General features: G+C 68.3%; 19 protein-coding genes, 2 tRNA genes and 2 pseudogenes. 8 read left to right on the plus strand and 15 right to left on the minus strand.

The genetic code is table 11. From position 1 onward, the window contains the following. Nucleotides 1-15 precede the first annotated feature (15 nt). The 3 genes and pseudogenes from ACFMRZ_RS14780 to ACFMRZ_RS14790 form a co-directional block, all read right to left on the minus strand. Nucleotides 16-75: pseudogene (locus ACFMRZ_RS14780) on the minus strand (CGNR zinc finger domain-containing protein); the annotation flags it as partial. A 159-nt stretch (nt 76-234) separates the two neighbouring features. After that, nucleotides 235-308: transfer RNA gene (locus tag ACFMRZ_RS14785), tRNA-Met, on the minus strand. Nucleotides 309-423: 115 nt separating this feature from the next. Further along, the gene (locus ACFMRZ_RS14790) at nt 424-909 is read right to left on the minus strand and encodes a MarR family winged helix-turn-helix transcriptional regulator (protein ID WP_280360628.1); all 486 of its coding nucleotides are present in this window, start codon (nt 907-909) and stop codon (nt 424-426) included. Nucleotides 910-1,086: 177 nt separating this feature from the next. Between ACFMRZ_RS14790 and ACFMRZ_RS14795 the strand changes: the two genes are divergently transcribed. Continuing rightward, a complete protein-coding gene (locus ACFMRZ_RS14795; RefSeq protein ID WP_280277183.1) occupies nt 1,087-1,530 on the plus strand; it encodes a nitroreductase/quinone reductase family protein in 444 nt (147 codons plus the stop codon). A gap of 269 nt (nt 1,531-1,799) precedes the next feature. Here the strand turns inward: ACFMRZ_RS14795 and ACFMRZ_RS14800 are convergent, their stop codons facing one another. Next, on the minus strand, nt 1,800-2,699 hold the full coding sequence (locus ACFMRZ_RS14800) for a DUF4231 domain-containing protein (protein WP_400179615.1): 900 nt from the start codon (nt 2,697-2,699) through the stop codon (nt 1,800-1,802). Nucleotides 2,700-2,877: 178 nt separating this feature from the next. On the opposite strand from ACFMRZ_RS14800, the gene ACFMRZ_RS14805 reads away from it, so the two are divergent. Then, a complete protein-coding gene (locus tag ACFMRZ_RS14805; RefSeq protein ID WP_400179616.1) occupies nt 2,878-5,769 on the plus strand; it encodes a TIR domain-containing protein in 2,892 nt (963 codons plus the stop codon). Between the two features lie 47 nt (nt 5,770-5,816). Here ACFMRZ_RS14805 and ACFMRZ_RS14810 read toward each other — a convergent pair whose 3' ends face one another. The 3 genes and pseudogenes from ACFMRZ_RS14810 to ACFMRZ_RS14820 form a co-directional block, all read right to left on the minus strand. Continuing rightward, nucleotides 5,817-8,081 carry a WD40 repeat domain-containing protein gene (locus tag ACFMRZ_RS14810; RefSeq protein ID WP_400182856.1) on the minus strand — a complete coding sequence of 755 codons (2,265 nt, stop codon included), beginning with the start codon at nt 8,079-8,081 and terminating at the stop codon, nt 5,817-5,819. A gap of 186 nt (nt 8,082-8,267) precedes the next feature. Continuing rightward, nucleotides 8,268-8,564, minus strand: a pseudogene (locus ACFMRZ_RS14815) (toll/interleukin-1 receptor domain-containing protein); the annotation flags it as partial. Nucleotides 8,565-8,872: 308 nt separating this feature from the next. After that, nucleotides 8,873-8,946 (minus strand) — tRNA-Met (locus ACFMRZ_RS14820). 504 nt (nt 8,947-9,450) lie between these two features. Between ACFMRZ_RS14820 and ACFMRZ_RS14825 the strand changes: the two genes are divergently transcribed. Further along, on the plus strand, nt 9,451-9,990 hold the full coding sequence (locus tag ACFMRZ_RS14825; protein ID WP_400179617.1) for a transglycosylase family protein: 540 nt from the start codon (nt 9,451-9,453) through the stop codon (nt 9,988-9,990). 81 nt (nt 9,991-10,071) lie between these two features. On the opposite strand, the gene ACFMRZ_RS14830 is transcribed toward ACFMRZ_RS14825, so the two are convergent. Continuing rightward, nucleotides 10,072-13,068, minus strand: a complete 2,997-nt coding sequence (locus ACFMRZ_RS14830) for a UPF0182 family protein (protein WP_400179618.1) — start codon at nt 13,066-13,068, stop codon at nt 10,072-10,074. 219 nt (nt 13,069-13,287) lie between these two features. On the opposite strand from ACFMRZ_RS14830, the gene ACFMRZ_RS14835 reads away from it, so the two are divergent. Further along, nucleotides 13,288-13,893 carry a PPA1309 family protein gene (locus tag ACFMRZ_RS14835; RefSeq protein ID WP_400179619.1) on the plus strand — a complete coding sequence of 202 codons (606 nt, stop codon included), beginning with the start codon at nt 13,288-13,290 and terminating at the stop codon, nt 13,891-13,893. A 9-nt stretch (nt 13,894-13,902) separates the two neighbouring features. On the opposite strand, the gene ACFMRZ_RS14840 is transcribed toward ACFMRZ_RS14835, so the two are convergent. Further along, nucleotides 13,903-14,928 carry a PDZ domain-containing protein gene (locus tag ACFMRZ_RS14840; RefSeq protein ID WP_280369285.1) on the minus strand — a complete coding sequence of 342 codons (1,026 nt, stop codon included), beginning with the start codon at nt 14,926-14,928 and terminating at the stop codon, nt 13,903-13,905. Nucleotides 14,929-14,978: 50 nt separating this feature from the next. Here ACFMRZ_RS14840 and ACFMRZ_RS14845 point away from each other — a divergent pair, with 50 nt between their 5' ends. Continuing rightward, nucleotides 14,979-16,385 (plus strand): zinc-dependent metalloprotease, encoded by a 1,407-nt coding sequence (locus ACFMRZ_RS14845; RefSeq protein WP_400179620.1) that lies wholly within the window; start codon nt 14,979-14,981, stop codon nt 16,383-16,385. A gap of 9 nt (nt 16,386-16,394) precedes the next feature. Here the strand turns inward: ACFMRZ_RS14845 and ACFMRZ_RS14850 are convergent, their stop codons facing one another. Further along, on the minus strand, nt 16,395-17,270 hold the full coding sequence (locus tag ACFMRZ_RS14850; RefSeq protein ID WP_400179621.1) for a TIGR03620 family F420-dependent LLM class oxidoreductase: 876 nt from the start codon (nt 17,268-17,270) through the stop codon (nt 16,395-16,397). Between the two features lie 106 nt (nt 17,271-17,376). Then, nucleotides 17,377-17,709 (minus strand): ArsR/SmtB family transcription factor, encoded by a 333-nt coding sequence (locus ACFMRZ_RS14855; protein ID WP_400179622.1) that lies wholly within the window; start codon nt 17,707-17,709, stop codon nt 17,377-17,379. A gap of 215 nt (nt 17,710-17,924) precedes the next feature. On the opposite strand from ACFMRZ_RS14855, the gene ACFMRZ_RS14860 reads away from it, so the two are divergent. Then, complete coding sequence (locus tag ACFMRZ_RS14860) at nt 17,925-18,878, plus strand: sigma-70 family RNA polymerase sigma factor (RefSeq protein WP_280277196.1); 954 nt, start codon at nt 17,925-17,927, stop codon at nt 18,876-18,878. 9 nt (nt 18,879-18,887) lie between these two features. On the opposite strand, the gene ACFMRZ_RS14865 is transcribed toward ACFMRZ_RS14860, so the two are convergent. Then, a complete protein-coding gene (locus tag ACFMRZ_RS14865; RefSeq protein WP_400179623.1) occupies nt 18,888-19,913 on the minus strand; it encodes a MaoC family dehydratase N-terminal domain-containing protein in 1,026 nt (341 codons plus the stop codon). A gap of 429 nt (nt 19,914-20,342) precedes the next feature. Here ACFMRZ_RS14865 and ACFMRZ_RS14870 point away from each other — a divergent pair, with 429 nt between their 5' ends. Both ACFMRZ_RS14870 and ACFMRZ_RS14875 read left to right on the plus strand, forming a co-directional pair. After that, nucleotides 20,343-21,206 (plus strand): TOMM precursor leader peptide-binding protein, encoded by an 864-nt coding sequence (locus tag ACFMRZ_RS14870; RefSeq protein WP_400179624.1) that lies wholly within the window; start codon nt 20,343-20,345, stop codon nt 21,204-21,206. A 197-nt stretch (nt 21,207-21,403) separates the two neighbouring features. Next, nucleotides 21,404-22,747, plus strand: coding sequence for an AarF/ABC1/UbiB kinase family protein (locus tag ACFMRZ_RS14875; RefSeq protein ID WP_280277199.1), 1,344 nt, complete (start codon nt 21,404-21,406; stop codon nt 22,745-22,747). A gap of 89 nt (nt 22,748-22,836) precedes the next feature. Here the strand turns inward: ACFMRZ_RS14875 and ACFMRZ_RS14880 are convergent, their stop codons facing one another. From ACFMRZ_RS14880 to ACFMRZ_RS14890, 3 genes are all read right to left on the minus strand, one after another. Then, a complete protein-coding gene (locus ACFMRZ_RS14880) occupies nt 22,837-23,121 on the minus strand; it encodes a WhiB family transcriptional regulator (RefSeq protein ID WP_342213872.1) in 285 nt (94 codons plus the stop codon). Between the two features lie 161 nt (nt 23,122-23,282). Further along, a complete protein-coding gene (locus ACFMRZ_RS14885; protein WP_400179625.1) occupies nt 23,283-23,597 on the minus strand; it encodes a hypothetical protein in 315 nt (104 codons plus the stop codon). A gap of 107 nt (nt 23,598-23,704) precedes the next feature. Further along, a complete protein-coding gene (locus tag ACFMRZ_RS14890) occupies nt 23,705-25,876 on the minus strand; it encodes an ATP-dependent DNA helicase UvrD2 (RefSeq protein ID WP_400179626.1) in 2,172 nt (723 codons plus the stop codon). Nucleotides 25,877-25,892: the final 16 nt, after the last annotated feature.

The following is a 25,892-nucleotide window of genomic DNA, read 5'->3' on the forward strand; positions in this document are numbered from 1 at the left end:
GAAACCGCCTGAAGGTCAGTGCCTCCGGCGGAATGCGCGGGCCTTGGCCTGATTGCCGCATGTTTCCATCGAGCATCAGGTGCGCGACTTGTTGCGGGAGTGGGCGTAGTACGCCTGGTGATCGGCGGCCTCGCCGCGCCGGCGCTGGCCGTTCGTGCTCGCCGACGAAGCCAACGGTGATGCCGAACAAGTGAGAAGGGCCCGGAACCGATGGTTCCGGGCCCTTCTACCTAGTAGCGGGGACAGGATTTGAACCTGCGACCTCTGGGTTATGAGCCCAGCGAGCTACCGAGCTGCTCCACCCCGCGTCGGGTAGTTATGACCCTACACGACCTCGGTCCGCACCCCAAAACCGCAGGACCGGGGCCGAATCGGGGCGCTTGCGGGCGAACCGTTGCGTCGGCCGGCCGACGCTCCGCTAACTCAACCGTCGGCGAGTTCGTCGGCGGCTTCCTGGCCGGCGGCGCTGGTGCGGCGCAGGAAGTCGGCGATGGTCTCGAGTTCGGCCTCGGAGTAGTGCCGGCACAGTGCGTCCATCCGGCTGTTCATACCCGAAAACAGTTCGTAGAGTTCGGGATTGCGGTCGCGCACGGCCCGTAGGGTGACGGCCCGGCGATCGGCTGCCTCGGGGTCGCGTTCACGCACGATCCAGCCGCCCTTCTGCAACCGGTCGAGGATGCCGGTCAACGTGGCCGGGTGCAGGCCGGCCCGGCGGGACAGCGTGGAGGGTGACATCGGACCGTGCCTGTTGATGAGATCGAGGCAGGTCCAGTCGACGTCCCGCAATTCGACTCGCCCGCCGAACCGCCGGTTGAGCAGCGACAGCTGAATGTTCAACTCGCGCAACGCGTCTCTGACCTCGACGGCCAGCTTCCGCTGCCGTCGAGACGCCGCGCGCTCGGTTCCCATCGTCATCCACCTCGGCTTCACTGCCTCATACGGATTCCATATCGTACGGCACGCTCGGACACTTCCACAGCAGCGAGGGACACCGTTGGAGACATCGGCAACGGCACTTCGCCACGCGAGAGAAAGTATGGAAACGATACTATATCCATCTCGGATATTACGGCTTACACTAGTCTCATGAACGCAGATAGTTACCGCCGCCGAGTCAACACCGTCAACAAGATCATCTCCGGCCTGCAACGAGCCGGGATCGCCTTCGGCCCGATGCAACTGCTCACGGTGCGGGGCCGGCGCACGGGCAAGCTGCTCACCTTCCCCATCGCGGTGAACGAGCTGGGCGGCGGCAGATACATCGTCCAGGCGTTCCCGAAGGCCGCCTGGGTGGCGAACGTGCGGGCGGCCGATACGGTCACGCTGGCGCGCGGACGGAAGACGTCAACGGCCCGACTGGTCGAGGTGCCGGTGCCCGATCGCGGGCCGCTCCTGCGCGAGTTGGTCGAGACCAGTCCAGCGAGCGTCGGACAGCGATTCGTCACCACGGGCCTGGCCGACCTCCCGACGCCGGAAGGAGTCGCCGCGGCAGCGGACCGGATTGCCGTGTTCAGCGTCGAGCCGGCCTGATTCGGCTCACCCTCGGCCCCGGCCGCGGTCGGTAAGCCTGGAAATGAAACGGCCCCGGAACCAGTGGTTCCGGGGCCGTTCCGTCTAGCAGCGGGGACAGGATTTGAACCTGCGCAGGAATCGGTCCGTGTTTGCGCGTTGGCGCGAACGACTATGGCCGCTCGCAAGCACCTGCTGGTTCGGCGAACGGCGACGAACGTTGGCGTGGGTGTTGGGCTTTGCGCTAGGAGCGTCGCCGGTGGCGATACGTTAGAGAAGTTGCGGATCGTTCATATCCCGGCGTGTGAAGCGCGCCAAAGGGTGTGTTCGCGGCTGATCGCCTCCTCTGCGTCGCTGGCGGCGGTCGCCCAGCGCTGTTCGTCTTGTTGGTTGCGGAGTAGTTCGCTGATGACGCTGAGTTCGTGTGACGCAATGACATACGCGGTTGCTGTGGACGAGTGCTGGCGTGCTGTCGACCAGGCGGCCAGAGCGGCCACGGTGGCGGCGATGATTCCGGCCAGGTCGAAGTCGACCACTCCGAACGCTTTTGCCAGTGCCCCAGCCACGCCAACTACTTCGAACATGAGCACTAGCGCCTGCAGGCGTCCCGCTCGGCGACGGTGGTACTGGGCTTTGGTCGCGTACCAGAATTGCTGGTCGGTTATGCGGTTGTGTAGATACGCTTCGCGTCGTTCGTTCAGTGGCGCGTGTCGGAGGCGGCGCATGCGATCGGTGATTGCGGGTGCTGTGGTCGGTTGAATCGCGACGGCAGGCAGGTCGCGTTGGATCAAGCTGACCCGGTCCACGAACAGCTTGTCAGCTTCGTCGTCGGGCATGGTCCGCGGGAACGGTTGTGCTGCGATCGCGTAGCGCCAGGACAGGGTTTTGACCGATTCGGCCAGAGCGCGGCCTTCGTACCAGGATTTGCCGGGCGCTCGTTGCAGTACTGCGACGTCGACCGCAAGCGCGCAGACGAACGCAAGTGCGGTGATCACGGCGGCAATGTCGGTGCGCGAGTCGCCGATTCGGACCGTGAAGGCGGCCGACGCGGCGGCGAGAACAGCGAGCGACAGTTGCAGTCGGAGTGCTCGTAGGTAGGATTTCTGACCGTCGGTCGAGGCTTGGTCGGCTGCCTGGAACAGGCCGGGATAGTCTTCGGGCCGTACCAAATCCCATCCGCTGCTTGCCATTTACGAAGATCTACCAGATTCGGGTGTGTCCGGTCGACCGAAGCTCTACATTGCTGTGCGGCCGATCGCGAAAGGGGAGGCGGGCTGGGGCGAACCGGTTTCGATCGACGAGCCTTATCTGAGTATTCACCGACACTGTGCGGACATCGGCGGTGCGCAGATGCGGGGGTGCATTGTTGTGGGCAGCGACGTCCAGTACGACGCTTTCCTTTCCTATCGCAGTACAACCGACCGCCGATTGGCCGGCGCGATCCACCGTGACCTGCGTGCGGTGGTGCGCCGGGTGGACGGCGCGGCCGAACCCAAGGTGTTCTGGGACGAGAAGAACCTGATGGCGACCCAGACGTTGTGGGGCTCGCTCGAGGATGCGGTCCGCAGGTCGCGGTGTTTCGTGCTGCTGGCTTCCCCGGCGTCGGCCGAGTCGGCCGGGGTTCGCTTCGAAATCGAACGCTGGATGGAGCACAGGGACAGGACCGATCCCTTCCTGATCGTGCTGACCGGCGGCGAGATCGTCACCCGGAGCGGGCGGATCGACTGGAAGCGCACCACTGCCCTACCGACGCTGCTGCGGGACTGGCTGACCGACGAGCCGAGCTGGGTCGATTTACGCACAGCGCGGCGGATGCCGGTGCGCAGTGCGGCGTTCCGACGCGCGATAGTCCGCCTCGCGGCACCGGTCAGCGGGCTGGAGGCGGCGTCGCTGGAACGCGAGGATCTGCGGGCGCAGCGCCGGGCGCAGCGGATCCGGGTGATGGTGCTGTCCGCGTTCATTGTGCTCGCGGTGCTGGCGACCGTGCTGGTCGTCGTGCAGCGCAATGAAGCCGTGCATCAGGGGTCGCTCGCCGAGCGACAGCGTCGCATCGCCACCGGCAGGGCCTTCGTGGCGGAGGCGGACAGCCGACGAGCCGACGACCCGCGTACGTCGCTGCTGTCGAGTCTGGCGGCATTGACGGTGGATCCGACCCCGGAAGCCCGTACCGGCCTGGTCAACACTCTGATGGAGACCCATTTCGCCGGAACACCGGCGGTGTACGGCGACAATCTCGACGACTTCGCGATGAGCGCCGACGGCCGGGTCGCGGTCACCAGCACCTGGGTGGGGCGGGTACCGGACAGCCCGGACTACCGGTATCAGGTGACGCTATGGGACTCGACGGACCCCGCGCGCTGGCAGCCCACCCGCACCCTCCCGGAATACCGGCAGTTCGCGCCGCCACGCCTGGCCCTGGACACGAACGGGCACACGCTGGCAGTCGCCGACCGGGAGGCCACCACACTGTGGGACCTGGATGCTCCCGGCGGCCTCCGCGCCCGCGGCCGGATACCTGGGAGGTGGGTCAACGGGCTCTCGTTCAGCCCGCATCTGCCGATTCTGGCCCTCGGCGCGGATAATTCGGTCGCGACCTGGAACATCACCGACCGGGACACACCAACCCCAGCAAACGTGCTGCCCGACACCGGCGGGGTCGCCCGGCTCGCCTTCGCGCCGGACGGCCACACGCTGGCGTTGATTTCCGGCGGGAACCGTTTGGCCGGCGACAAGGGCCATTCCGGCACCACCCTGTGGGACGTCACCGATCCGAGCCACACACCGATCACCGTGGGTGGCCATGTCGGCGGCGCCGTCCACGCGGTGGCCTTCAGCCCCGACGGGCGGTTCCTCGTCACCGGCGGCGGCGACGGGACCGCGGTGGTGTGGGACTACCACCACCGTGCGGAACCCACCCGGCGGACGACGCTGCGCGGACACGCGGCGGAGGTGGCCAGCGCGGCGTTCAGCCCGGACAGTCGCACACTGGTCACCGGAGGTGCCGACGGCGTCGCCTTCCTGTGGGATCTCGCAGCACCCGGCGATCCACCCCGGCTGGCCACCTTCGAGGGCCAGCGCGGCGAGGTACGGCACCTGAACTTCACCGCGGACGGCGAGACGGTGTTCACCTCGGGCACTGACGGCGCGACCAACCGGTGGCGAGTCGCCGGACACACTCGGCCCGCTGCCATCGGGACCGCACAGGGGCATCGCAACTCGCTGGCGAGGGTCGCGTTCAGCCCGGCCGATGATCGGGTGCTGGCGACAGCGAGCATGGACAACACGGCCGCGCTCTGGGACCTCGCCGACCCGCAGCACCCGCGCCGGTTCGCCGAACTCCCACACGCCGACGACGTCCGCGCCGTGGAATTCAGCCCGAACGGCGAACTGCTCGCTACCGCGAGCAAGGACGGGACAGTCAGCCTCTGGCGCGTCACCGGCACGAAGTCGGCGGAAAAGGCTGGTGACCTGCCAAAATCGTCCGAACTGAACGACCTCGCGTTCAGCCGCGACAACACGACCCTGGTCACAGCGAGCGGGCTGATCGGCGCGGTCGGCGGACAGGTACTCGTCTGGGACGTCACCGACCCGGCGCGGCCCGATCGCCGCTACGAACTCGGCCAGTGCGGGGGCGCGAGCACCGTGGCATTCAGCCCGGACGGACACACTGTCGCCGTCGGTGAGGTCTGTGGCCTGCGGTTGTGGGACGTGTCCGACCGCGCGGCACCGGAAGAACTCGCCCACCTGGACAACGCTTCCGGCGCGGAGGCTCTCGCTTTCAACCCGGACGGCACGGTCCTGGCGGCCGCCGGCGCCAAACAGCAACGCGAAAGTTACGACCACGCCCAGGAGACCACCCTGATGCTGGTGGACGTCTCCCGGCCACGGCAGCCACACCGTGTCGGGACGGCAGCCGCCGGCATCCTCGACGATCTGGCATTCAGCCCGGACGGGCACACACTCGCCACCGCGGGCAGCATGCCCCTGCTGTGGGATGTCGGCGACCTCACTCGCCCCGCACTGGTGGCAACCCTATCCGGGCACGGCTCCGACGTGGCCGCAGTGACGTTCGACCGGACCGGCGCGACCCTGGCCACCGCCGGCCGGGACACCACCGTAATCCTCTGGAACACCAGCGACCTGACCGGAATCGTCGCCCACGCCACCGACCTCGCCTGCTCGGCAGCCGGGCCCGGATTCAACCCAGCCGAATGGGAACGCCTCGCCCCCGGAATGCCACACCAACAACTGTGCCCATGACTTCACGCCGGACGAGGCCCGCGCCAGGAGCGGTTTGAATTCCCTGGCTACGGACAGATACGGAGAGCTTCCCGACCTGGTAGGAATGTGGCGCGCTCGGTATCGGTGAGGTCCCGGCCAGCCTGGCGGCAGGCAGTATCGATCGGGTCGCCCGAGTAGGCCGCCACGTTCCACAGCAGCGCCGTCGCGTCGTCACTGCCGGTCACCAACGTCGTGCCATCGGGGCTGAACGCGACCGCGAGAATGCTCGCAACGGCCGTGAGCAGACTTTCCTTGGCGTGCCCACTCAACGGAGTCCCGAGCGGAGTTCCAGTACGTGCGTCCCACAAACGCGCGCGGCCGTCGTCGCCGCCACTGACGAGGGTCGCGCCGTCGGGGCTATACGCGACCGCCCGCACTGGCTTGTTGTGCCCGGCGAGCGGCGCGCCGACAAGTTCGCCGGTGCGCGTGGCCCACAGCCGGATCGTGCCCGCGTCGTTGGCGCTGGCCAATGTCGTACCGTCAGGGCTGTAGGCCACCGACCACACTGATCCGTCGTGACTGTCGAGCGGCTCCAGCTTGGGCCGACCACTCGCCGGGTCCCAGAATCGGACCGTCCCATCGACTCCGCCGCTGGCCAGAGTCGTCCCGTCCGGGCTGAACGCGAGTGCTGCGATCGGACCACGGTGTCCGGTCAACGCCGTGCCGCGCGGCTCGGCGGTGGCGACGTCCCACAGCTGGATGGTTCCGTCGAAGCCGCCGCCGCTGGCCAGGGTCGCCCCGTCCCGGCTGATCGCGACGGCGCCGACGCGACCGAGTTGGCCGGCGAGCGGAGCCCCGCGCTGGTCGCCGGTCGCGGTATTCCACAGCCGCACCGCGTGTTCGTCTGCATCGGCGGTCGCGACTGTCGCCCCGTCGGGCGTGAAAGCCACCGACCAGACCTGCCCCGTATGCCCGGCCAATGGTTTGCCACGCGGCAGTCCCGACCGCCCGTCCCACAGCCGCGCCGTTCGATCGTTGCCCCCAGTCGCGACGACGCCGCCCGGACCGAACGCCACCGCGCGAATCGCGCCCGAATGACCGGCGAGCGGCACGCCGCGTGGCTGACCGAGCGCCGCGTCCCACAGTCGCACGCTGCCATCGAGGCCACCGGTCGCGAGGATCGCACCGTCTCGATCGAACGACATCGAGACGACCGCGCCCGTGTGGCCGGTGAGCGGTTCGCCAAGTCGCTCGCCGGTCCTGGTATCCCACAGTTGGACGGAGCCGTCGTCGCCACCGCCGGTGGCGACGGTAGTCGCCTGCGGGTCGAGTGCCGTCGACGCGAGCAATCCCGTTCCGCCGGTGGAGATCTCACGCAGCGTACGCCCACTGGTCGCATCGGCCAGCAGGACGAGCCCGGCACCGTGCCCGGTGGCTACCGTCGCGCCGTCCCGACTGAAATCCACCGACCACGCCGTGCCGATCGTGCCGGTCACCGGCAAACCCCGCGCCTGCCCGGTGGCGACGTCCCACGACTTGACGGTGTCGTCGAAGCCCGCGGTGACCAAGGTCGAGCCATCCTCGCTGAAGCGAACGGCCTTGACCGAATTCCGGTGCGCCGCTATCACATCGCCATGTTGCGTGCGGGTCGCGGTCTCCCACAGGCGAACTGACCCGTCGGATCCGTCGCCTGTGGCGAGCAGCGCGCCGTCCTTGCTGAAGGCGACCGACACGATGGACACATGACTCGTCGATAGCTCGAAACGGCTTCTCCCGCTTGATACTTCCCAGCCTCGTACCATCCCGTCCTTGCTGACTGTCGCGAGTGTCGCGCTATCGGGGCTGAAGGCGAGCGCGGCGACATAGTCAGGGTGACCGGTGAGTGGTTCGCCCCGCGGGCGCCCGGTCACCGCGTCCCAGAGCCGAACTGTCTTGTCCGCGCTGCCCGTCGCGATGGTGGCACCGTCCGGGCTGTACGCGATCGCCGTCACGGCCGCCTTATGCGCGGGGATGACGCGGCGAGCGCGGTTCACCACTGCCGCACGCAGCGCGGCTTCGGCGTTCGCCCGCTCCGACGCGACGTCGAGATTCACGGCCGCGACCGCGAATAGCCGCGCTAGGTCCGGATCCGACCCTGCCAGCTGGCGTGACTGCGCGATCAGCTTGCGCGATGTCGACAAATCGCGCTCGTCGTGAGCGGCGTCGCGCTGGACGACGAAGCCCAGGCTTGCGACCAAGACAGCGATGAGGAACACCGCGAGCGCAGCGAAGACATACCGGTGCTGGCGGGTGTCATATTTCATGAGCGTGCGCTTGTCCGTGCCATGGATCGGTGCGGCCAGCGTCGCCACCGCATCCTTGAAGGACTCGTCCCGCAGGCTCGGCCCACCGTATCGACCCGGCCGCAGATCGACCCACAGTGGTTCCTCGTCGAAGTAGCCGGTCAGCCGCGCGGGCAACGCGCTCGTCGCCGGCCAATCGAAGTCACCCGACTCGTCGTCCCACACCGCTGCGCCGTCGGTGATGGCGATCAGGAAGTTGGCTCGTTCGCGATGCCGGATCCAGTGGTCGATCTCGGCGCCGACCCACGTCGATTGGGCGGCCTTCGGTGAGGCGAGCAGGAGGAAATACCGGGACCGATCGAGCGCGATGCGGATTTCGCGACCAAGGGCGTCGGCGGCGGGCAGGTCGGTCTGATCGCGAAAGACGCGCAGAGCTCGTGCTCGGTACCATGGCCGACCCAGACGCTCAAGGGCCCGCTGCAACCCGGGTGGTAGAGCGCTGTCGGTGGTGTGGCTGTAGGAGATGAATACGTCGATGTCATCAGCGGCCAACGGCTTGTCTCCCCCATACCAGAGTCACGAGACCCTTGCGTCGTCCACTCTAATTACGCGCCAACATGTTTGGGGTGGCAACGGCCAAGATCGCACGATAACCGTCCGATACTGGTGGAGCAGGGCGAAGGATTGTTCGACGATCCAGCGGCCGGCGTATACCTTGTCGCGGCTCCCGCGGCGGGCGACGTTGCCGGTGATCGTTGGGGACCTGCCCCGGACGAAGGTTCCGCTAATGATGCCGAATGTGATGTCAATTCAACGCGAAAACGGCCCGGAACCAGTAGGTTCCGGGCCGTTTCCCCTAGTAGCGGGGACAGGATTTGAACCTGCGACCTCTGGGTTATGAGCCCAGCGAGCTACCGAGCTGCTCCACCCCGCGTCGGTGAACACAACATTACACACAGGTGGTGAGGACATACAAATCGGGTGGTCGGGGCGGGTTTCCGGGTGCGCGGAGATGATCATGAGCGGGTGATCCGGACATCGGACCCGAAAATATCCGTCGGATCGCCCCTACGCACACGCGCGTCCCCCACGCAAGAGCGTGGAAACGTGAGCCGGGCCACAATCACGGGGTGATCTATAACACATAACGAACCGATAACAGACCGACCAGAATTTTCAAATGCAGCATAGCTATCCTGCATCAACACCCTCGATTCGGTTATGCGCTTCATGCATTCCAGCCGTTATCAAGACGTGATCTGTCGAAATCTGTTCGTTATCGTCGTGCTCGGCCCGGATCGATCCTCGTGACGGGCAACCGACCCGAACCGCTGCACGCCGGTGATCCTGCCCCGCGGTTCGAGGGATCCCCGACCTCCTGGGGGCAGGGACCGACGGTTCGCCGTCGTGCTGGTGGGCGCAGGGAGGGAAACAGCCAATGAACAAGAACCGGAAGATCAGCAGTCGCGCCCTCGGCCTCGCCGCCGTCACCGGCGCCCTTGTTGCCGTCCCGTTCGCCATGTCCAGCACGGCTTCCGCCGCCGCCCACGACTGGGACGGTGTCGCCCAGTGCGAGAGTGGCGGCAACTGGAACATCAACACCGGCAACGGCTACTACGGGGGACTGCAGTTCACGCAGAGCACCTGGAATGCCAACGGTGGCTCCGGCAGCCCGGCCCACGCCTCCAAGGAGGAGCAGATCCGGGTCGCCGAGAACGTCCTCGCCACGCAGGGCGCGGGCGCTTGGCCGGTGTGCGGCCAGTACCTGCGCTGGGGCGCCGACGACGACAGCGTCGCGCAGCCCGAGCCGCAGCCGGAGGAGCCCGCTGCGCCCGCCCCTTCCCCGTCCGACCGCCAGGCCCTGCTCGACCAGGCCAAGAGCACCGGCGACCAGCTCGCCACCCAGTTCGGCGTCACCGACCAGTACCAGCAGATCCTGCAGCAGAACAGCGGGCTCATCGAGTCGCTCGGCCGCTGACGCGAAAGCTCTCCATACCGGGAGAAACGACACGGCGCCGCCATCAATGACGATGGCGGCGCCGTGTCGCGTGTCGGCCGGCTATCCACCGGCCTTGTTGTAATCGTCGACGGCCTTCTGCAAGGTCTCCAGGGCCTGGCCCAGGCGACCGAGATCGCCCGACTTCTGCGCGTCCTCCACGCCCTTCAGCGCGTCGTTGATCTCCTTGACCGCGGCATCCTTACCGGCCGACCCGGTCGAGGGCGGGGTGACCGGCGGCTGGGTGCCCTGGTTGGCGGGCGGCGCGGTGCCGCTCCCGCTGGGCGGCGGGTTGATCGCCTGCTGGCCGGGTTGCTGGGTCGCCGTCGAACCCAGACCCTCCTGGACGTCGTTGAGCGCGTCGCCCAGCGTGGCCTGGTAGCCGACCTTGTCCCCGGAGCTGGCGAGGACCTTCACCAGCTGCGGGAACGATGCCGCATTGGGTCCGGCATTGCGCTCCAGATACCACGGCTCCACATAGAGCACGCCGCCGTCGCCGACCGGCAGTGTCAGCAGATTCCCGTATTTGATCTTGTTGGTATTGCCACCGGTCAGCACCGTCCGATCACTGGACACCCGGGCATCGGTCGTCATCGACGTCTGCACCTGTTGCGGGCCGGGTGTCTGCGAATCCGTGGGCAGCTTGCGCACGGTGAACTTGCCGTAGTTCTCCGGGTCCGAATTCACCTGGATATAGGCGGCCAGGAATTGCCGCTTGTATCCCACCATCGCGCTGGTCAGGTTGAACTGCGGCTTACCCGTCTGCGGATCGCCCAGCAGCACGTAGTACGGCGGCTGATGCGCGTTGGTCGGGGTATCCGAGGTCGGGTCGCTGGGCACCGACCAGAACGCGTTGGTGGTGAAGAACTCTCGCGGATCGTTCACGTGGTAGCGCGACAGGATGTCCCGCTGCACCTTGAACAGGTCCTCCGGGTAGCGGAAGTGGGCCTGCAACTCCGGCGTGATGGCGCTCTTGGGCTGCACCGCGTTCGGGAACACGCCCTCCCACGCCTTCAGCACCGGATCGTTGGAGTCCACCTCGTAGAGGTTCACCGTGCCGTCGTAGGCGTCCACGGTGGCCTTCACCGAGTTGCGGATGTAGCTGACCTCCTTGCGCGGCAGCATCCGTCCGGTGTTCTGATCGATCGAGTCCTCGATGCCCTCCAGCGAGGTGCGCTGGGCGTAGGGGAAGTTGTCGAGGGTGGTGTAAGCGTCGACGATCCACTGGATGCGGCCGTTGACGACCGCCGGGTAGACATCGCCGTCGGCGGTCAGCCACGGCGCCACCTGCTGCACCCGATCACGCGGATTCCGGTTGTAGATGATCTTCGAATCCGACCCGATCGCGCCCGAGAACAGAATGTTGCGCTCGGCGTACTTGGCGGCGAAGGCCAGGCGGTTGAACCAGTTGCTGATCGGCACGCCCCCCGACCCGGTGTAGGTGTACTGCGAAGTGCCGGTGTCGTATTCGCGCGGCGGCTGGTCGTTGCCGCCGACGATCGCATAGTCGGCATCGGACTTGGCGATCATCTCGCCGTAGTAGATGCGCGGCTGATCGACCTTGATCGCCTGCTTGTCCTTCGGCGTGAACAGGTCGCTGACCGTGGACTGGTCGCCGATGTTGAACACCGGGTAGCCGTAGCCGCCCGTGTTCGACCCGGCCGAACCGGTCGCGGCCTGCTGCGTCTCCTTCGGCGGCGCGACGTTGACGCGGTTGGCCGGCGCGGCGACGAAACCGTTGCCGTGGGTGTAGACGGTGTGCTTGTTGATCCAGTCGGTCTGGTTGCCGGACAGGTTCTGCGGCACCAGCTCCCGCGCGCCCACGATGTAGTCCTGCACATCGCCGTTGACCGTGTAGCGGTCGATGTCCAGCGGCTCGGGGAAGCCATAGAAGTTCTGCAACTGCTGGCGCTGGATGAAGGTCTGCGCCAACAGGTTCGGGTCCAGCAGCCGGATGTTCTTGATGGTCTGCTGGTCGGCGGTGATGGACGTCGGGTCCTTGGTCTGGGTGCCCTTGTAGTCCTGGTACTGGACCTTGTCGTCGGTGAGCCCGTACGCCTGCCGGGTGGCGGCGATATTGCGCTCGATGTAGGCCGACTCCTTGGTCGCCGCGTTCGGACGCACCTCGAACTGCTCCACGATCAGCGGCCACACCGCGCCGATCAGAATGGACGACAGCACCAGCAGCGCCGCCGCCATCGCCGGAACCCGCAAGTCCTTCAACACGATTCCGGTGAAGAAGGCGATCGCGCAGATCACGGCGATCGACATCAGGATCAGCTTGGCCGGCAGCACGGCGTTGATATCGGTGTAGGAACCACCGGTGAAGGTGGGCTCCTTGCGCGTGCTCGACAGCATCGAATACCGGTCGAACCAGTACGCGATCGCCTTGAGCAGCACGAAGGTTCCGGCGATGATCGCGAGCTGGATGCGGGCCGGGCGGGTCAGGGTGCCCTCGCGCCCGGACAGCCGCAGGCCGCCGAACACGTAGTGCGTCACCAGATTCGCGAAGAACGCGATCACCGTCGCGACGAACAGCCAGTTCAGCAGCATCTTGTAGAACGGCAGATCGAAGGCGTAGAAGCCGACGTCCAGGCCGAACTGCGGATCCTTCATGTTGAACGAGCCGCCGTGCAGGAACATCTGCACCGTCACCCAGCTCGACTGGGCCACCAGCCCGGACAGCAGACCGACCAGCGCCGGAATGCCGATGCCGAACAGCCGCAGCCGTCCCATGACCGTCGTGCGATAGCGCGCGATCGGGTCGTTGGGACCGGCGGGCGGGACGAACACCGGGCGGGTCCGGTAGGCCGCCAGCAACGCCAGCCAGATGAGCAGGCCGACCACGACCGCCACCACCAGGAACAGCAGAATGCGGGTCACCAGCACCGTCGCGTAGACGCGCCGGAAACCCAGCTCGCCGAACCACAACCAGTTGGTATAGGCGTCGACCAGCCGTGGCCCGACCAGCAGCAGCGCCGCGATGACGAGGGCCGTCAGCAGCAGCACGCGGCTACGACGGGACAGCGAAGGTAAGCCTGTCGGGGGGCGCATGCCCACGAGCCACTCTCCCAGGTCCGGCGGTGCGCGACTTCCCGGCCGACGCACCGCAGTCCGATGTTGCGGCGGTCCCTGCGGACCGTCTCTCGCGCCCCACTCTACGTAAAACGGGTCGGTTTGGATCACACTCCCTACCCGAGTGCGTCGCGCGCGGCTCGGCGACGCGTGCCCGCCACGATCGCCAGGTGTCTGTCCCGACGCATCCGGGCAGGCCCTAAGGTGTCGGCCGTGACCATCGTGAACCCCTCCACCGCTCTGTACCGCTGCATCCGCGAAGTGGCCGAGTACGCCGACGGCGAAGGATGGGACCGGCCGCCGCAGCTGTTCGCGCTGGTGCCGACCGCCGATCTGGTCGCGGCCGAGCCGACGCTGGAGGATCAGCTCGCCGACGGCGCGGAACTGACTCCCATTGCGCAGGAACCACTTCCGGACGACCTGCGCGGGGACTCGATGGCGCTGGACGAATTCCTGGCGACCACCAGCTGGCCGCCGGCGGTGGCGGGCTGCGTGCTGATGCAGCAGATCGTGGTGCTGCCGCCGGACGCCGAGCAGACCCTCGACGACGCCATCGCCCCGCTGCTGGCCGACCGTGACGCCGCCGACCGGGCCGCCCGCAAGGCCGCGGTCACGCACCCGGGCCGGCGCGATGCCCGCCTGTTCGTCGGCATCCTCCGCGACGGCGTCTCACTGAGCCTGCTGCAGATCCGCCCCGACGAGGACGAGGCCGATCCCTTCGGCGATCTCGACCTGCGCACCGCCCCCAACCTCGCGCCCAATCTGGTCGAGGCACTGCGCCACACCTTGGAGAACGAGCCGGAGGACTAGAGCCGGGGCTCAGCCGCAGCTGACCGCGTCCCGCCCCGCGTTGATATCGCCGAGGGATTGCACTGCGCCGGTGAGGGTTTCGACCTTCACCAGCTTCAGGCCGTCGGGGATGCGCTGGCGGGCCTCGTTGCAGTTGTCGGCGGGGACGAGGAAGGTCTCGGCCCCGGCCTCGCGGGCGGCGATCATCTTGTACTGGATGCCGCCGATCGGGCCGACCTTGCCGGTCGGGTCGATGGTGCCGGTACCGGCGATGAACTTGCCGCCGTTGAGCTGTCCGGGGCTCAGCTTGTCGATCATGGCCAGGCTGAACATCAGGCCCGCGGACGGGCCGCCGATATCGGCCAGGTTGAAGGTGACGTCCAGCGGGCCCTGCGGCACCTCTTCCGGTGTGACGCCGAGGTAGCCCTTGGCGTTGTCGTCCGGGCGCGCACCGACTTTCACGTCGAGGGTCTGCTCGGCGCCGTCGCGGCGGACCACCATCGGCACGACGGTGTCGGGCTTGGTCGCCTTCACCGCCTCCACCACGTCCGTGGAGGTGGCGACCGGCTTGCCGCCGACACTCACCAGCACATCGCCCTTGCGCAGCACGCCGTTGGCCGGGCCGTCCTCGGCGACCGTGCGCAGCCGGACCGTGGTCGGGTACTTCAGATAGTGCAGCGCCGCCAGCTCCGCGTTGTCCTCGGAGTCCTTGAAGTCCTGCTCGTTGGATTTGTCGATCTGATCACGCGGCACGCCCGGCGGGTACACCTCCGAACGAGGCACCAGGCCGTATCGACCGTCGGCCCACAGCACGAACGCCTCGAAAATATTCAGCCCGTCGCGAACGGACACCGTGGTCATATTGAGGTTGCCGGCCGTCGGATCGACCGCCGCGCCCTGCACGTCGACGACCTGTTTGCCCTCGATATCGCCCAGCGTGTTGAAGGTGGGGCCGGGCCCTAGCGCGACGAACGGCACGGTGACGGCGCTGCCGACGACACCGAGCACGAGGACGGGAATCAGGGCAGCCAGCAGCGTGAGGATCCGACGATTCACCCGCAACACAGTAGCGGCTCCCCCGTAGGCGTCCGCGTAGCCTGAGGGTTATGAGCGACGTGCCATTCGGATTCTCGAACCGCGATGACGATCCCGACCGCGACCGGCGGGACGATCAGTCCGGTTCCGGCGCGAACAATCCGTTCGGGATCGGAGGTCCGGGTGCGGGCGGGTTCGATCCGTCGCAGCTCGGGCAGATGCTGACCTCACTGGGGCAGATGTTCTCCAATATCGGCCAGCCGGGCGCGCAGTCCGGTGGTCCGGTGAACTACGACATCGCCAAGCGGCTGGCCCGCCAGCAGCTCGGCTCGAACGTCGAGCCGGTGTCCGCGGGCACGCAGCGGGCCGTGGCCGACGCGGCCCACCTGGCGGAGCTGTGGCTGGACCCGGTCACGACGCTGCCGGCCGGCGCCTCGAAAACGGTGGCGTGGACACCCAACGACTGGATCGAGGAGACCCTGCCGACCTGGCGGCGGCTGTGCGACCCGGTTGCCCAGCAGGTGTCGGGGATGTGGACGGCCACCTTGCCGGAGGAGGCGAAGGAGTTCGCCGCGCCGATGATCGGCATGCTGGGCCAGATGGGTGGCCTCGCGTTCGGCTCGCAACTCGGGCAGGCCCTGGGCCAGCTGGCCAAGGAGGTACTGACCTCCACCGACATCGGCCTGCCGCTGGGCCCGAGCGGCACCGCGGCGCTGCTGCCCGCGGCCGTCACCGAATTCAGCAAGGGCTTGGAGCGGCCGGAGAGCGAGATCCTGGTCTATCTGGCCGCCCGCGAGGCCGCGCATCAGCGGTTGTTCGCGCACGTGCCCTGGCTGCGTCAGCAGGTGCTGGGCGCGGTGGAGGACTACGCGCGCGGCATCCGGATGGACTTCTCGGCCATCGAGGAGGCGGCCCAGAACATCGATCCGATGACGCTGACCGACCCCTCGAAGTTGGAGGAGCTGCTGTCGCAGGGCACCTTCGAACCGCAGACCACGCCGGAGCAGCAGGCCGCGCTGGAGCGACTGGAGACTCTGCTCGCGCTGATCGAGGGCTGGGTGCAGGTCGTGGTGACCGACGCCGTGGGTGATCGGCTGCCCGGCGCGGGCGCGTTGGCGGAGACGCTGCGCCGCCGCCGCGCCACCGGCGGTCCCGCCGAGCAGACCTTCGCCACGCTGGTCGGCCTGGAGCTGCGGCCCCGCAAGCTGCGTGAGGCCGCCACCCTGTGGCGACGCCTGACCACCGACGCCGGCACCGAGTCCCGCGATGCCGTCTGGGCCCATCCCGACCTGCTGCCCAGCTCCGAGGACCTGGACAACCCGGCCGGTTTCATCGACGGCGTGATCGGCGGCGGCACCGACGCTTTCGACGACCCGCTGGCCCAGCTGGCCGAGACCGAGGCCCGCGAACGCGCCCAGCGTGAGGCGAAGGAGAAGGGCAAGGGCTCGGAGAAGGGCGACTCCGGCACCGACTCCTGAGCGCTGCCCTTAGGCGCTGATGGGCTGCGGGAGAAGGGTTTCCGCCAGCGTGCGCCATTGCGCGACAGCTGACCGGCCGGGTTCGACGCCGATCACCTGAACGGCCACATGGTCGGCTCCGGCCTCGATATGGTCGCGCAGGCGATCGGCGATGCTGTCCGGCTCGCCCCAGAACACCAGGTCGTCGACGATGCGGTCGCTGCCGCCACCCGACGTGTCGGCCTCGGTGTAGCCCAGGCGGTGGAACTTGGCGAGGTTGTACGGCGTGCTCAGGTAGGGCACCAGGTGTTCGCGGGCGATCTCGCGCGCCCGATCGGGATCGGTCTCGAACAGCACCGCGTGCTCGACGCCCAGAAAGCTGTTGGGGCCCAGGATTTCTCGCGCCTGCTCGGTATGTGACACGGTGACATGGTAGGTGTGCGCACCGGCCCCGCGGTCGCGCGCCAGCTCCAGCATCCGGGGACCGTACGCGGCCAGGATGCGGCGGATCGGCGGTCGGCCGTCGGCCGCCAGCGCGTCCAGTTCGTCGAGGTACTCGGCCATGGCCGCCAGCGGTTTACGCGCGATCGCCCCGACGCCGAGCCCGAGCAGGTGCCGATCCGGGTAGGCCTGGGCCAGCAGCGCGGCGCCACCGTGGGTCGCGCCCGGCGACCGCGGTCCGATCTGCGCGATGGCGTTGACGATGTGCATGCGGTCGGTGGCGGCGAGCAGATTCCCGGCCTGGGTCAGCGCCTCGTGGCCGCCGACCTCGGGAAACCAGAAGGCCCGCCAGCCCTGGTCCTCCAGTTCCCGGATCGCCTCACGCATGCCGGCGGCGGACAGATGCTCGAAGTCGAAGGTGTAGATGCCGTACGTCCCCAGGTCCAGGCCGTCGATGGTGCCCATGCAGATCTCCTCTTTCCGGTTCGCGCGCCGAGACGCATCGTCATATCGTAGAAATACGATACCTAGAACCATCGGATAAGTGCGATATGTTCCCGCTCGAGATCGGTTAGAGGGTGTGCCCGAGTTCCGCGACGAGTCGGGCGATGCGCTGCTCGTCCCGCTTGTAGTGGGTCCACTTACCCACCCGGGTGGACCGCACCAGCCCGGCGCGCTCGAGTTCGGCCAGATACGCCGAGACCGTGGACTGCGCCAGCCCGACCTTCTCCCGAATGTGACTCACACACACGCCGACCTCGTTCATGTCGGCGATCGCGCGTTCCACCGGAAAGTGCTGTTCCGGATCGCGCAGCCAGGCCAGCAGCTGTAGCCGCAGCGGATTCGCCAGCGCCCGCAACGCACGCACCAGATCAGGATCGGGTGCGGCCACAGTTTCCGCCATGACCCCCAGAATAGCGAGGGAGGAACAACGATCGGCCGGGTGGCGATATGGGAGGGTGCCCTCATTTCGCGGGAAGCTCGGACGACCGCCGGTGCGGGGCAATTCCCGCCGGTAGGATGGGCGTCACGTTAGCGCCGCAACCCGCGCTGCACAGTCCCGCCCCCCGGCCGCCTACACCGCACAGCCCACAGCCGCACTCGCATTCGGAGGCCTTCGTGACTTTTCGCCCCACCACCGACCGCTCGGCGGCTGTCAGCACGGATCCCATCCGCGACTATCTGCACCGCATCGGTCGTACCGCCCTGCTCACCGCCGAGCAGGAATTCGAACTCGGCGAGCGGATGGCCGTCGGGCTGGAGGCCGAGCGGCGGCTGGCCGAAAGCGCCACGGACGGAACCGAACTCACCAAGTCCGAGCAGCGCGAGCTGACCCGCGCGGCCCGCTCCGGCCGCAGCGCCAAGGACCACATGATCGAGGCCAATCTGCGGCTGGTCGTCTCGATCGCCAAGCGCTATCCCGCGCCCGCCGGCATGTCGCTGCTGGATCTGGTCCAGGAGGGCACGCTCGGCCTCATCCGCGCGGTGGAGAAGTTCGATCACCACCGCGGGCTGAAGTTCTCCACCTATGCCACCTGGTGGATCAAGCAGGCGGTCGGCCGCGCCATCGACGACAAGAGCCGCGCCATTCGCCTGCCCGCCCACGTGGCCGAGATCCTGCACCGGATCACCCGCGCCCAGCGCACCCTGGACCAGCAGCTCGGGCGGCAGGCCACGGCCGACGAACTGGCCGCCGAGCTGGACCTGTCCGCCGAGAAGGTGCGCGAGGTGCTGCGCCACGCCCGCGAGCCGATCTCGCTGCACCTGCAGGTCGGCGACGACGACACCGAACTCGGCGCCCTGATCGCCGACGACTCGCCCGACCCGGCGCAGACGGTCGCCGACTCCCTCATCCGCGGCCGCCTCGCCGATGTGCTGTCCACCCTCGCCGAGCGCGAGGCGCAGGTCCTCGTGCTGCGCTACGGACTCGACGGCACCGAGCCGCGCACCCTGGAGCAGGTCGGGCGCATTCTCGGCGTCTCGCGCGAACGCATCCGGCAGATCGAGACCAAGAGCATGGCCAAGCTCCGCAAGCCCGCCAGCACGCGGGTGCTCGACGGCCTGCTCGGCTGACCGGCCGCCTCAGGCGAAGCGCGCCTCCGCCGTCGCGTATCCGAACAGCTTGCGCCCCTGCGCCGTCGCGTCGACGACCACGGTCGCGGTGCGGCGGGCCGGGTTCAGCCAAGTGACGCGGCCGCGGAACTCGATCGAGGTGGAGTCGCCGGCGCCGACGGGCAGGTAGTGCCTCTTCGGCGCGTACTGCACCCGGTACTTGGCGACCGCGGTCGGATCACCCAGCCACGACGACAGATACCCGGCGGCCAGGCCGAGACTGAGCATGCCCGGTGTCGCACCGCCCGACGGTGTTCCCGGCGTACGCCCGTCGGAATCCGCACGGCTCGGGGCGCCCACCACACTCGCATGATCCATCACGTCCGAGGGCGCGAGCGCGTAACGCCGGAGCGGCAACTCGTAGCCGACCCGCAACTCCGCGTAGCCGACGACCGGCTGCGGCGGCCGCGTGACCGTCGCCCCGTGCTGCCGCACCGGCAGGCGTTCACCCAGTCCCGGCACGCGGGCGCGCGGCCGGGCGGGCACGAGTTCGAGGCCGCGATCGCAGCCGGGCACGCCGGGATGGCGGCCGGAGAGCCGCTGCGTGTGCACGAGCAGTGTCGACGAGCCGATCACGGTGACCTGCCCGAGGTGATCCCGCAGGGTGGTCGCCATGGAGACGATGTCGTAATCGCGGTAGTGCCGGAACGATTCGAAGTGCACATCGCAGCTCACCCGATCCCCGGCCAGCAGCGGGCGCACGATGTCGAGGGCGCGATCGGCGTGCAGGATGCGGCCGATGTGGAAGCCGGGCACCATCGCGGCCAGGGTCTCCTCCTCCGCCCGCATCCACACCATGGTGGCGAACGTCGGCGGTGCGACCAGCGCGCCGAAGCCGCGGGCGACTGCCGCGTCCGCGTCCAGATGGATGCGGTCCGAGTTGCCGACCGCGCGCGCGTAGTCGCGGATGTGTTCGGCCGTCACGGTGAAGGTGTTGCGGGACCGGAGTCGTTCGTCCGATGCCACATGCGGGACGTCGACGGATGCGCTTCCCATGGTGCTCCTTTGCAGCGAATCCGAGCCGGGCGACCGGCTGGTGCGTCCCCGAGGGGACAACCATTGTTTTCCCGGACCGGCCGGATTTCACCCGGGAGGGGCCATGGTCTGGAGATATCACCGTGTTCGGGCGATCGGATTGTGAACCCCACGCCCGCGGTCGTACCGTCCGGATTGTCGCGAACGACGGAAAACGTTGATGCTCCGGCCATTCCGACCGAAGTGGTTTCCACAAGCCGGATCGACGGGTTCGCCGGAAGCCGGCGAGCTGGGGATGGTTTCGGTGGACACCGGCGAGAAAGCGACCGCCGAGCGGGGCGCGGACACGTGGGTGTCCTGGCCGAATATCCTGTGGATGACAGCCGAATTCTGTGGATAACCAGGGCTTTCGGGCGTTCGCCCGATGCGGTGCGCGCGAATACTGTCGGCATGACCATGTTTCGGCCGCGCGGGCCGATGTTGCATCCGCGAGTGGCGGTGTTGCGGCGCCCTTCCGGGGCGGTGCAGCTGGGGTGGGATCCGGAGCGGGCCGTGGTGGTGCGGCTACCGGGGGTCGGCGCCGAGCTGATCGCCGAATTCCTGAAGCTACTGGACGGTCTGCGCAGCCATCCGCAGATCATCTGGCAGGCAAGTCGTTTCGGGATCGCGTCGAGCGACGCGCTGCGGCTGCTCGGCGAGATCGACCGCGCCGGATTGCTGGTGCGCCCGCGGACGCCGGTGAGCGCGGTGCGGGCGGTACACGTGCACGGGCGTGGCCCGCTGTCGGAGGCAGTCGCCGCGGGGGTGCGCCGATTGGGGTTGCGGCCCAGCCGGTCCCGCGATCTGGCCCCTGGCGCGGGGGTGGGCCGCGACGCCGACGTGGTGGTGCTCGCCGATGCGCTGGTGCCCGAGCCGCACCTGGTCAACGACCTTGTGCTGCGGCGTGTTCCGCACCTGCAGGTGCGCATCCGCGACGGCCGCGGGGTGGTCGGCCCGCTGGTACTGCCCGGCGGCACCAGCTGCCTGCGCTGCGCCGACCTCACCCGCCGGGACATGGACGCGGAATGGCCGCACCTGGCCGCCCAGCTCCTCGACCGCATCGGTTACGGCTCGCCCGCCATGATCGCCGCCACCGCCGCCCTGGCCCTGCGCGATCTGGAGATCATCCTCGGCGGCGTCGCCGAAACCCCGCCCCGAACCCTCGACACCACACTGGAACTCGACCCGGAAACCCACCACATCCACCACCGCACCTGGCCACCCCATCCCGCCTGCGGCTGCCGCGCCATTCTCACCGCCCCGCCGGGTCGGTGAGATGTATCACCCGACGCATCGGGCGGTTCCTCGGCGCATCGGGCGCTGGCCGGGCCGGACGGACCGTGCGGACCCGGTGCGCTTCGGAAATCATGGCCTGGAAGTGGTGATTGTGACCGAAGACACCATCGTGAGAGAGGGATAAGTTCACTCGATTCACATGGCACAGCGCGCGGTACGTCCGCCATGATGGTGAGGTGTCTGAGATTGTGCGTCGACCTTCGTCCCGCAATGCCAAGCTGGCCAAGATTCCGCTCGGGATCGCCGGACGGGCGGCGATGGGATTCGGCCGCAGACTGGCCGGGGGCGATCGGACCGAGATCAACGCCGAGCTGAACCAGCGGACCGCCGAGCAGCTGTTCGCCGTACTCGGCGAGCTCAAGGGCGGCGCGATGAAGTTCGGGCAGGCGCTGTCGGTGCTGGAGGCGGCCGTTCCGGAGGAATTCGGCGAGCCCTACCGCGAGGCGCTGACCAAACTGCAGGCCGCGGCGCCGCCGCTGCCCGCCCCCGCCGTGCACCGAGTGCTGGACCAGCAGCTGGGTACGGCCTGGCGGCAGCGTTTCGCCGACTTCGACGACGAGCCGGCCGCCTCGGCCAGCATCGGCCAGGTGCACAAGGCACAGTGGTCCGACGGTCGCACCGTCGCGGTGAAGGTGCAGTACCCGGGCGCCGACGAGGCCCTGCGCGCCGACCTGAAGACACTGAACCGGATGGCCGGCATGATCGGCGCCGTCGTCCCCGGCGCCGACGTGAAACCGATCCTCGCCGAGATCACCGAGCGCACCGAGGAGGAACTCGACTACCGCACCGAGGCCGCCAATCAGCGCGCGTTCGCCAAGGGCTTCGACGGGCATCCGCGCTTCGTGGTGCCGAAGGTGGTCGCCAGCGCCCCGAAGGTGATCGTCACCGAATGGCTGGACGGCACACCGGTTTCCGCGATCATCAAGCGCGGCAACGAGGACCCGGCAGGCACGGTCGCGCTACGCAATCGCGTCGCCGAGCTGATGGGTGAGTTCCACTTCTCCTCCCCCGCGATCGTCGGCAAACTGCACGCCGATCCGCATCCTGGCAACTTCATGGTGCTGGCCGACGACCGCCTGGCCGTCATCGACTACGGCGCCTGCGCCCCGCTGCCCAACGGCTTCCCGCCCATCCTCGGGCAGATGGTGGCGCTGGCGGTCGAGGATCGCTTCGACGAGCTGACCGAGCTGATGTACACCAACGGTTTCGTCATCCCCGGCCGCACCGTCAGCCACCGCGAGATCGCCGATTACCTGCGCCCGTTCACCGATCCCATCCGCACCGAGTCGTTCCACTTCACCCGCAAGTGGATGCAGCGGGTCGCGGGCAAGGCCACCGACGTGAGCCGCCCCGAGATGAAAACCGGTATGTCCCTGCAACTTCCGCCCGAAGACGTGATGATCTTCCGGGTGCTGATGGGCTCGATCGGCATCTACGCGCAGCTCGACGCCGAGGTGCCGTTCATGAAACTGATGCACGACTGGGTGCCCAGCTACGCCGAATACCGCGACGCCGGCTGAATTCTCGCGCGCGACCCGATACAAAGGGCGAGCCCCGCACCTCGGACAGAGATGCGGGGCTCGGTCGGTATTCGAGTCGTGCGTAACCATCACGCCACGGCAACCTTGCGCGGCCGGCCACGGGGGCGCTTGCGGGCGATCACGACACCCTGGTCGAAGATCTCACCGCCCCACACACCCCAGGGCTCAGCACGGTCCAGGGCGGCGGCGAGGCAGCCCTTGCGGATCGGGCAGGTGGCGCACAGGGCCTTCGCCTCCTCCAACTGCGCGGGGCTCTCGGCGAACCACAGGTCGGGGTCGCCGACCCGGCAGGGCAGGTTGAGGGTGACTCCCCGGGTGCGGGAGGTCGGGGCCACGGTCGTGCAGCATGTCACGCGAGAAACGGTCGCGGTGGACACGTCGGTCTCCTTCAGCTCGTGCAGCGGTCGTTTCGTTGTCTTCCGCGAAACCGGTGCCGGTGGCTGGGGCCGATAAAACTATGGCCACGGTCTCGCTTCGGGCGATCCGTGGCCAGGAGGCTCAGGGGAGTAATTCCCTATCTGAGTCGACTTCGATGTCGAGACCTGATCACGGTCGCTGGGTGGATGCGGCGGAGGCGGGCTGCCGGCATACCGTCCGTCTGGTGGTCGGCTGGGTAGGCATTGGCGAATGCGTCGGCAAAAGCCAGGTGCCAGCCCCGCTCGGGCTTGTCCGTATCGATGGCATGCTTCGGGGCTTTGGCGCTTACCCCGAGAATGCCGACGCCGGACAGACCGGTCCCCTGCAAGGTGAGGACCCCACGGGAGGCGGGCACCGACGGAATCGCCGTCGCCGCAACGGCGGTCGAAGCGATGTACACGATTTCGTTCACTGGTCTGCCTCCCTTCGTTCTCGTTGTCCGAATGGCTACTGTGCGCGCCGGAATGACCTCCCGGTGCGTGTTCCTCACACTACGGCGGCCCTACACAACCGCACAACCTATTTTTCACCTGCAGTTTTATGGTCTTGCGCACGAGCGCGCGACCGCACTATCGCTAGTACGTCGGCGCCGAACTGCCCGAGTTTCTTGGCCCCGATACCCGGGATCGCGACCAGCGCGCGGTCGTCCGCGGGCAGCTGTTCGGCGATCGCGGTCAAGGTGGTGTCGCTGAACACCACGAAATTCGGCACCGACAACTCGTCGGCCTTCTCCCGCCGCCACTCCTGCAACGCCTCCAGCAGCACGGGGTCGATCTCGCCCGGACAGCGCGAGCAGCGGCCCAGCATGGTGGACTTCGTGCCCAGCAGCGGACGACCGCAGACGCGGCAGGCCGGATGCTTACGCTTCCGCGTGTCGGCGAGGGGCGCGGCGATGCGAGAGGCCGGCGAATCCTCGGGCACCAATCCGGTGAGAAAACGGCTGCGCCGCCGCGTCTTACGACCGCCCGCGCTGCGCGACAGCGCCCACGACAGCCGCAGATGCTCGCGTGCGCGCGTGACACCGACGTAGAGCAGCCGCCGCTCCTCCTCGAGCGCGGCCTCGTCGGCCACGACACCGCCGTCGCCGAGCACGTGCGCGATGGGCAGGGTGCCATCGGCCAGCCCGACCAGGAATACCGCGTCCCACTCCAGCCCCTTGGCCGCGTGCAGCGAGGCCAGCGTCACGCCCTGGACGGTCGGTGGGTGCCGGGCCTGGGCGCGGGTGGCGAATTCGCGCAGTAGGCCGCCGAGATCCAGCTCCGGATCGTGTTCGGACAGTTCCTCGGCGAGTTGCACCAGGGCGACCAGCGACGTCCACCGCTCCCGGGCCTGGGCGCCGCTGGGCTCGGCGGCCGTGAGACCCAACCGGCCCAGCGCCGCCCGGACCAGACTGACGAGGTCGGCGCCGCGGGCATCCGGGAGATCGTCGCGGGCGGCCGTCTGCCGCAACGCCTGTACCGCCTGGCGCACCTCGGGACGCTGGAAGAAACCCTCGCCACCGCGCACCTGGTACGGGATGCCGGCCTCGGTGAGCGCCTGCTCGTAGGCCTCGGACTGCGCGTTGATCCGGTACAGCACGGCGATCTCGGCGGCGGGCACGCCCTTGCCGATGAGACGGGCGATCGCCTTGGCGACCGACAGCGCCTCGGCGGGCTCGTCGTCGTATTCGGCGAACGACGGCTCCGGGCCCTCGGACCGCTGACCGATCAATTGCAGCCGGGTGCCCGCGATGCGGCCGCGGGCGGCGCCGATCACCCGGTTGGCCAGCGACACCACCTGCGGGGTGGAGCGGTAGTCGCGTTCCAGCCGGACCACCGTCGCGTCGGGGAAGCGGCGGGAGAAATCGAGCAGGTGGCTCGGGCTGGCGCCGGTGAAGGAATAGATGGTCTGGTTGGCGTCGCCGACGACGGTCAGATCGTCGCGGTCGCCGAGCCAGGCGTCGAGCACGCGCTGCTGCAGCGGGGTGACGTCCTGATACTCGTCGACGACGAAGCAGCGGTAGCGACCGCGGAACTCCTCGGCGACCGAGGCGTAGTCCTCCAGCGCGGCCGCGGTGTGCAGCAGCAGGTCGTCGAAGTCGAGCAGCAGGCCGTCCGCGGTGTTCTTCAGCTGCTCGTACCCCGAGTAGACGGCGGCGACCTTGCCTGCCTCGTAAGGGATTTCGCGCCGCAGGCGGGCGGTGGCGGCGGCGTAGTCCTCCGGGGCGATCAGCGACGCCTTGGCCCATTCGATCTCGCCGGCCAGATCGCGCACGCTCTCGGTGGCCGTCGACAAGCCGACCCGCTGCGCGGCCTGCGCGACGATCGGGAACTTGCTGTCGATCAGTTTCCACGGCACGTCGCCGATGATCTGCGGCCAGAAATAGCGCAGCTGCCGCAGTGCCGCCGCGTGAAAAGTGCGCGCCTGCACCGTTTTCGCCTCGCCGCCGAGCCCCAGACCCCGCAGGCGACTGCGCAGCTCGCCCGCGGCGCGGGCGGTGAAGGTGACCGCCAGTACCTGGTCGGCCCGCACATGCCCCGCCGACACCAGATATGCGATGCGGTGCGTGATGGTGCGGGTCTTCCCCGTGCCCGCGCCCGCCAGCACACACACCGGCCCACGGGGCGCCGTGACGGCGGCGGCCTGCTCGGGATCGAGTCCGTCGAGCCGCAGCGCGGGCGGGGTGGTCGGGGCGGGCACGGCCTCCATCATGTCAGTGCGGTCCGAC

Source organism: Nocardia sp. N2S4-5 (genome assembly GCF_044628355.1).
In the GTDB taxonomy this organism is placed as follows: domain Bacteria; phylum Actinomycetota; class Actinomycetes; order Mycobacteriales; family Mycobacteriaceae; genus Nocardia; species Nocardia wallacei_B.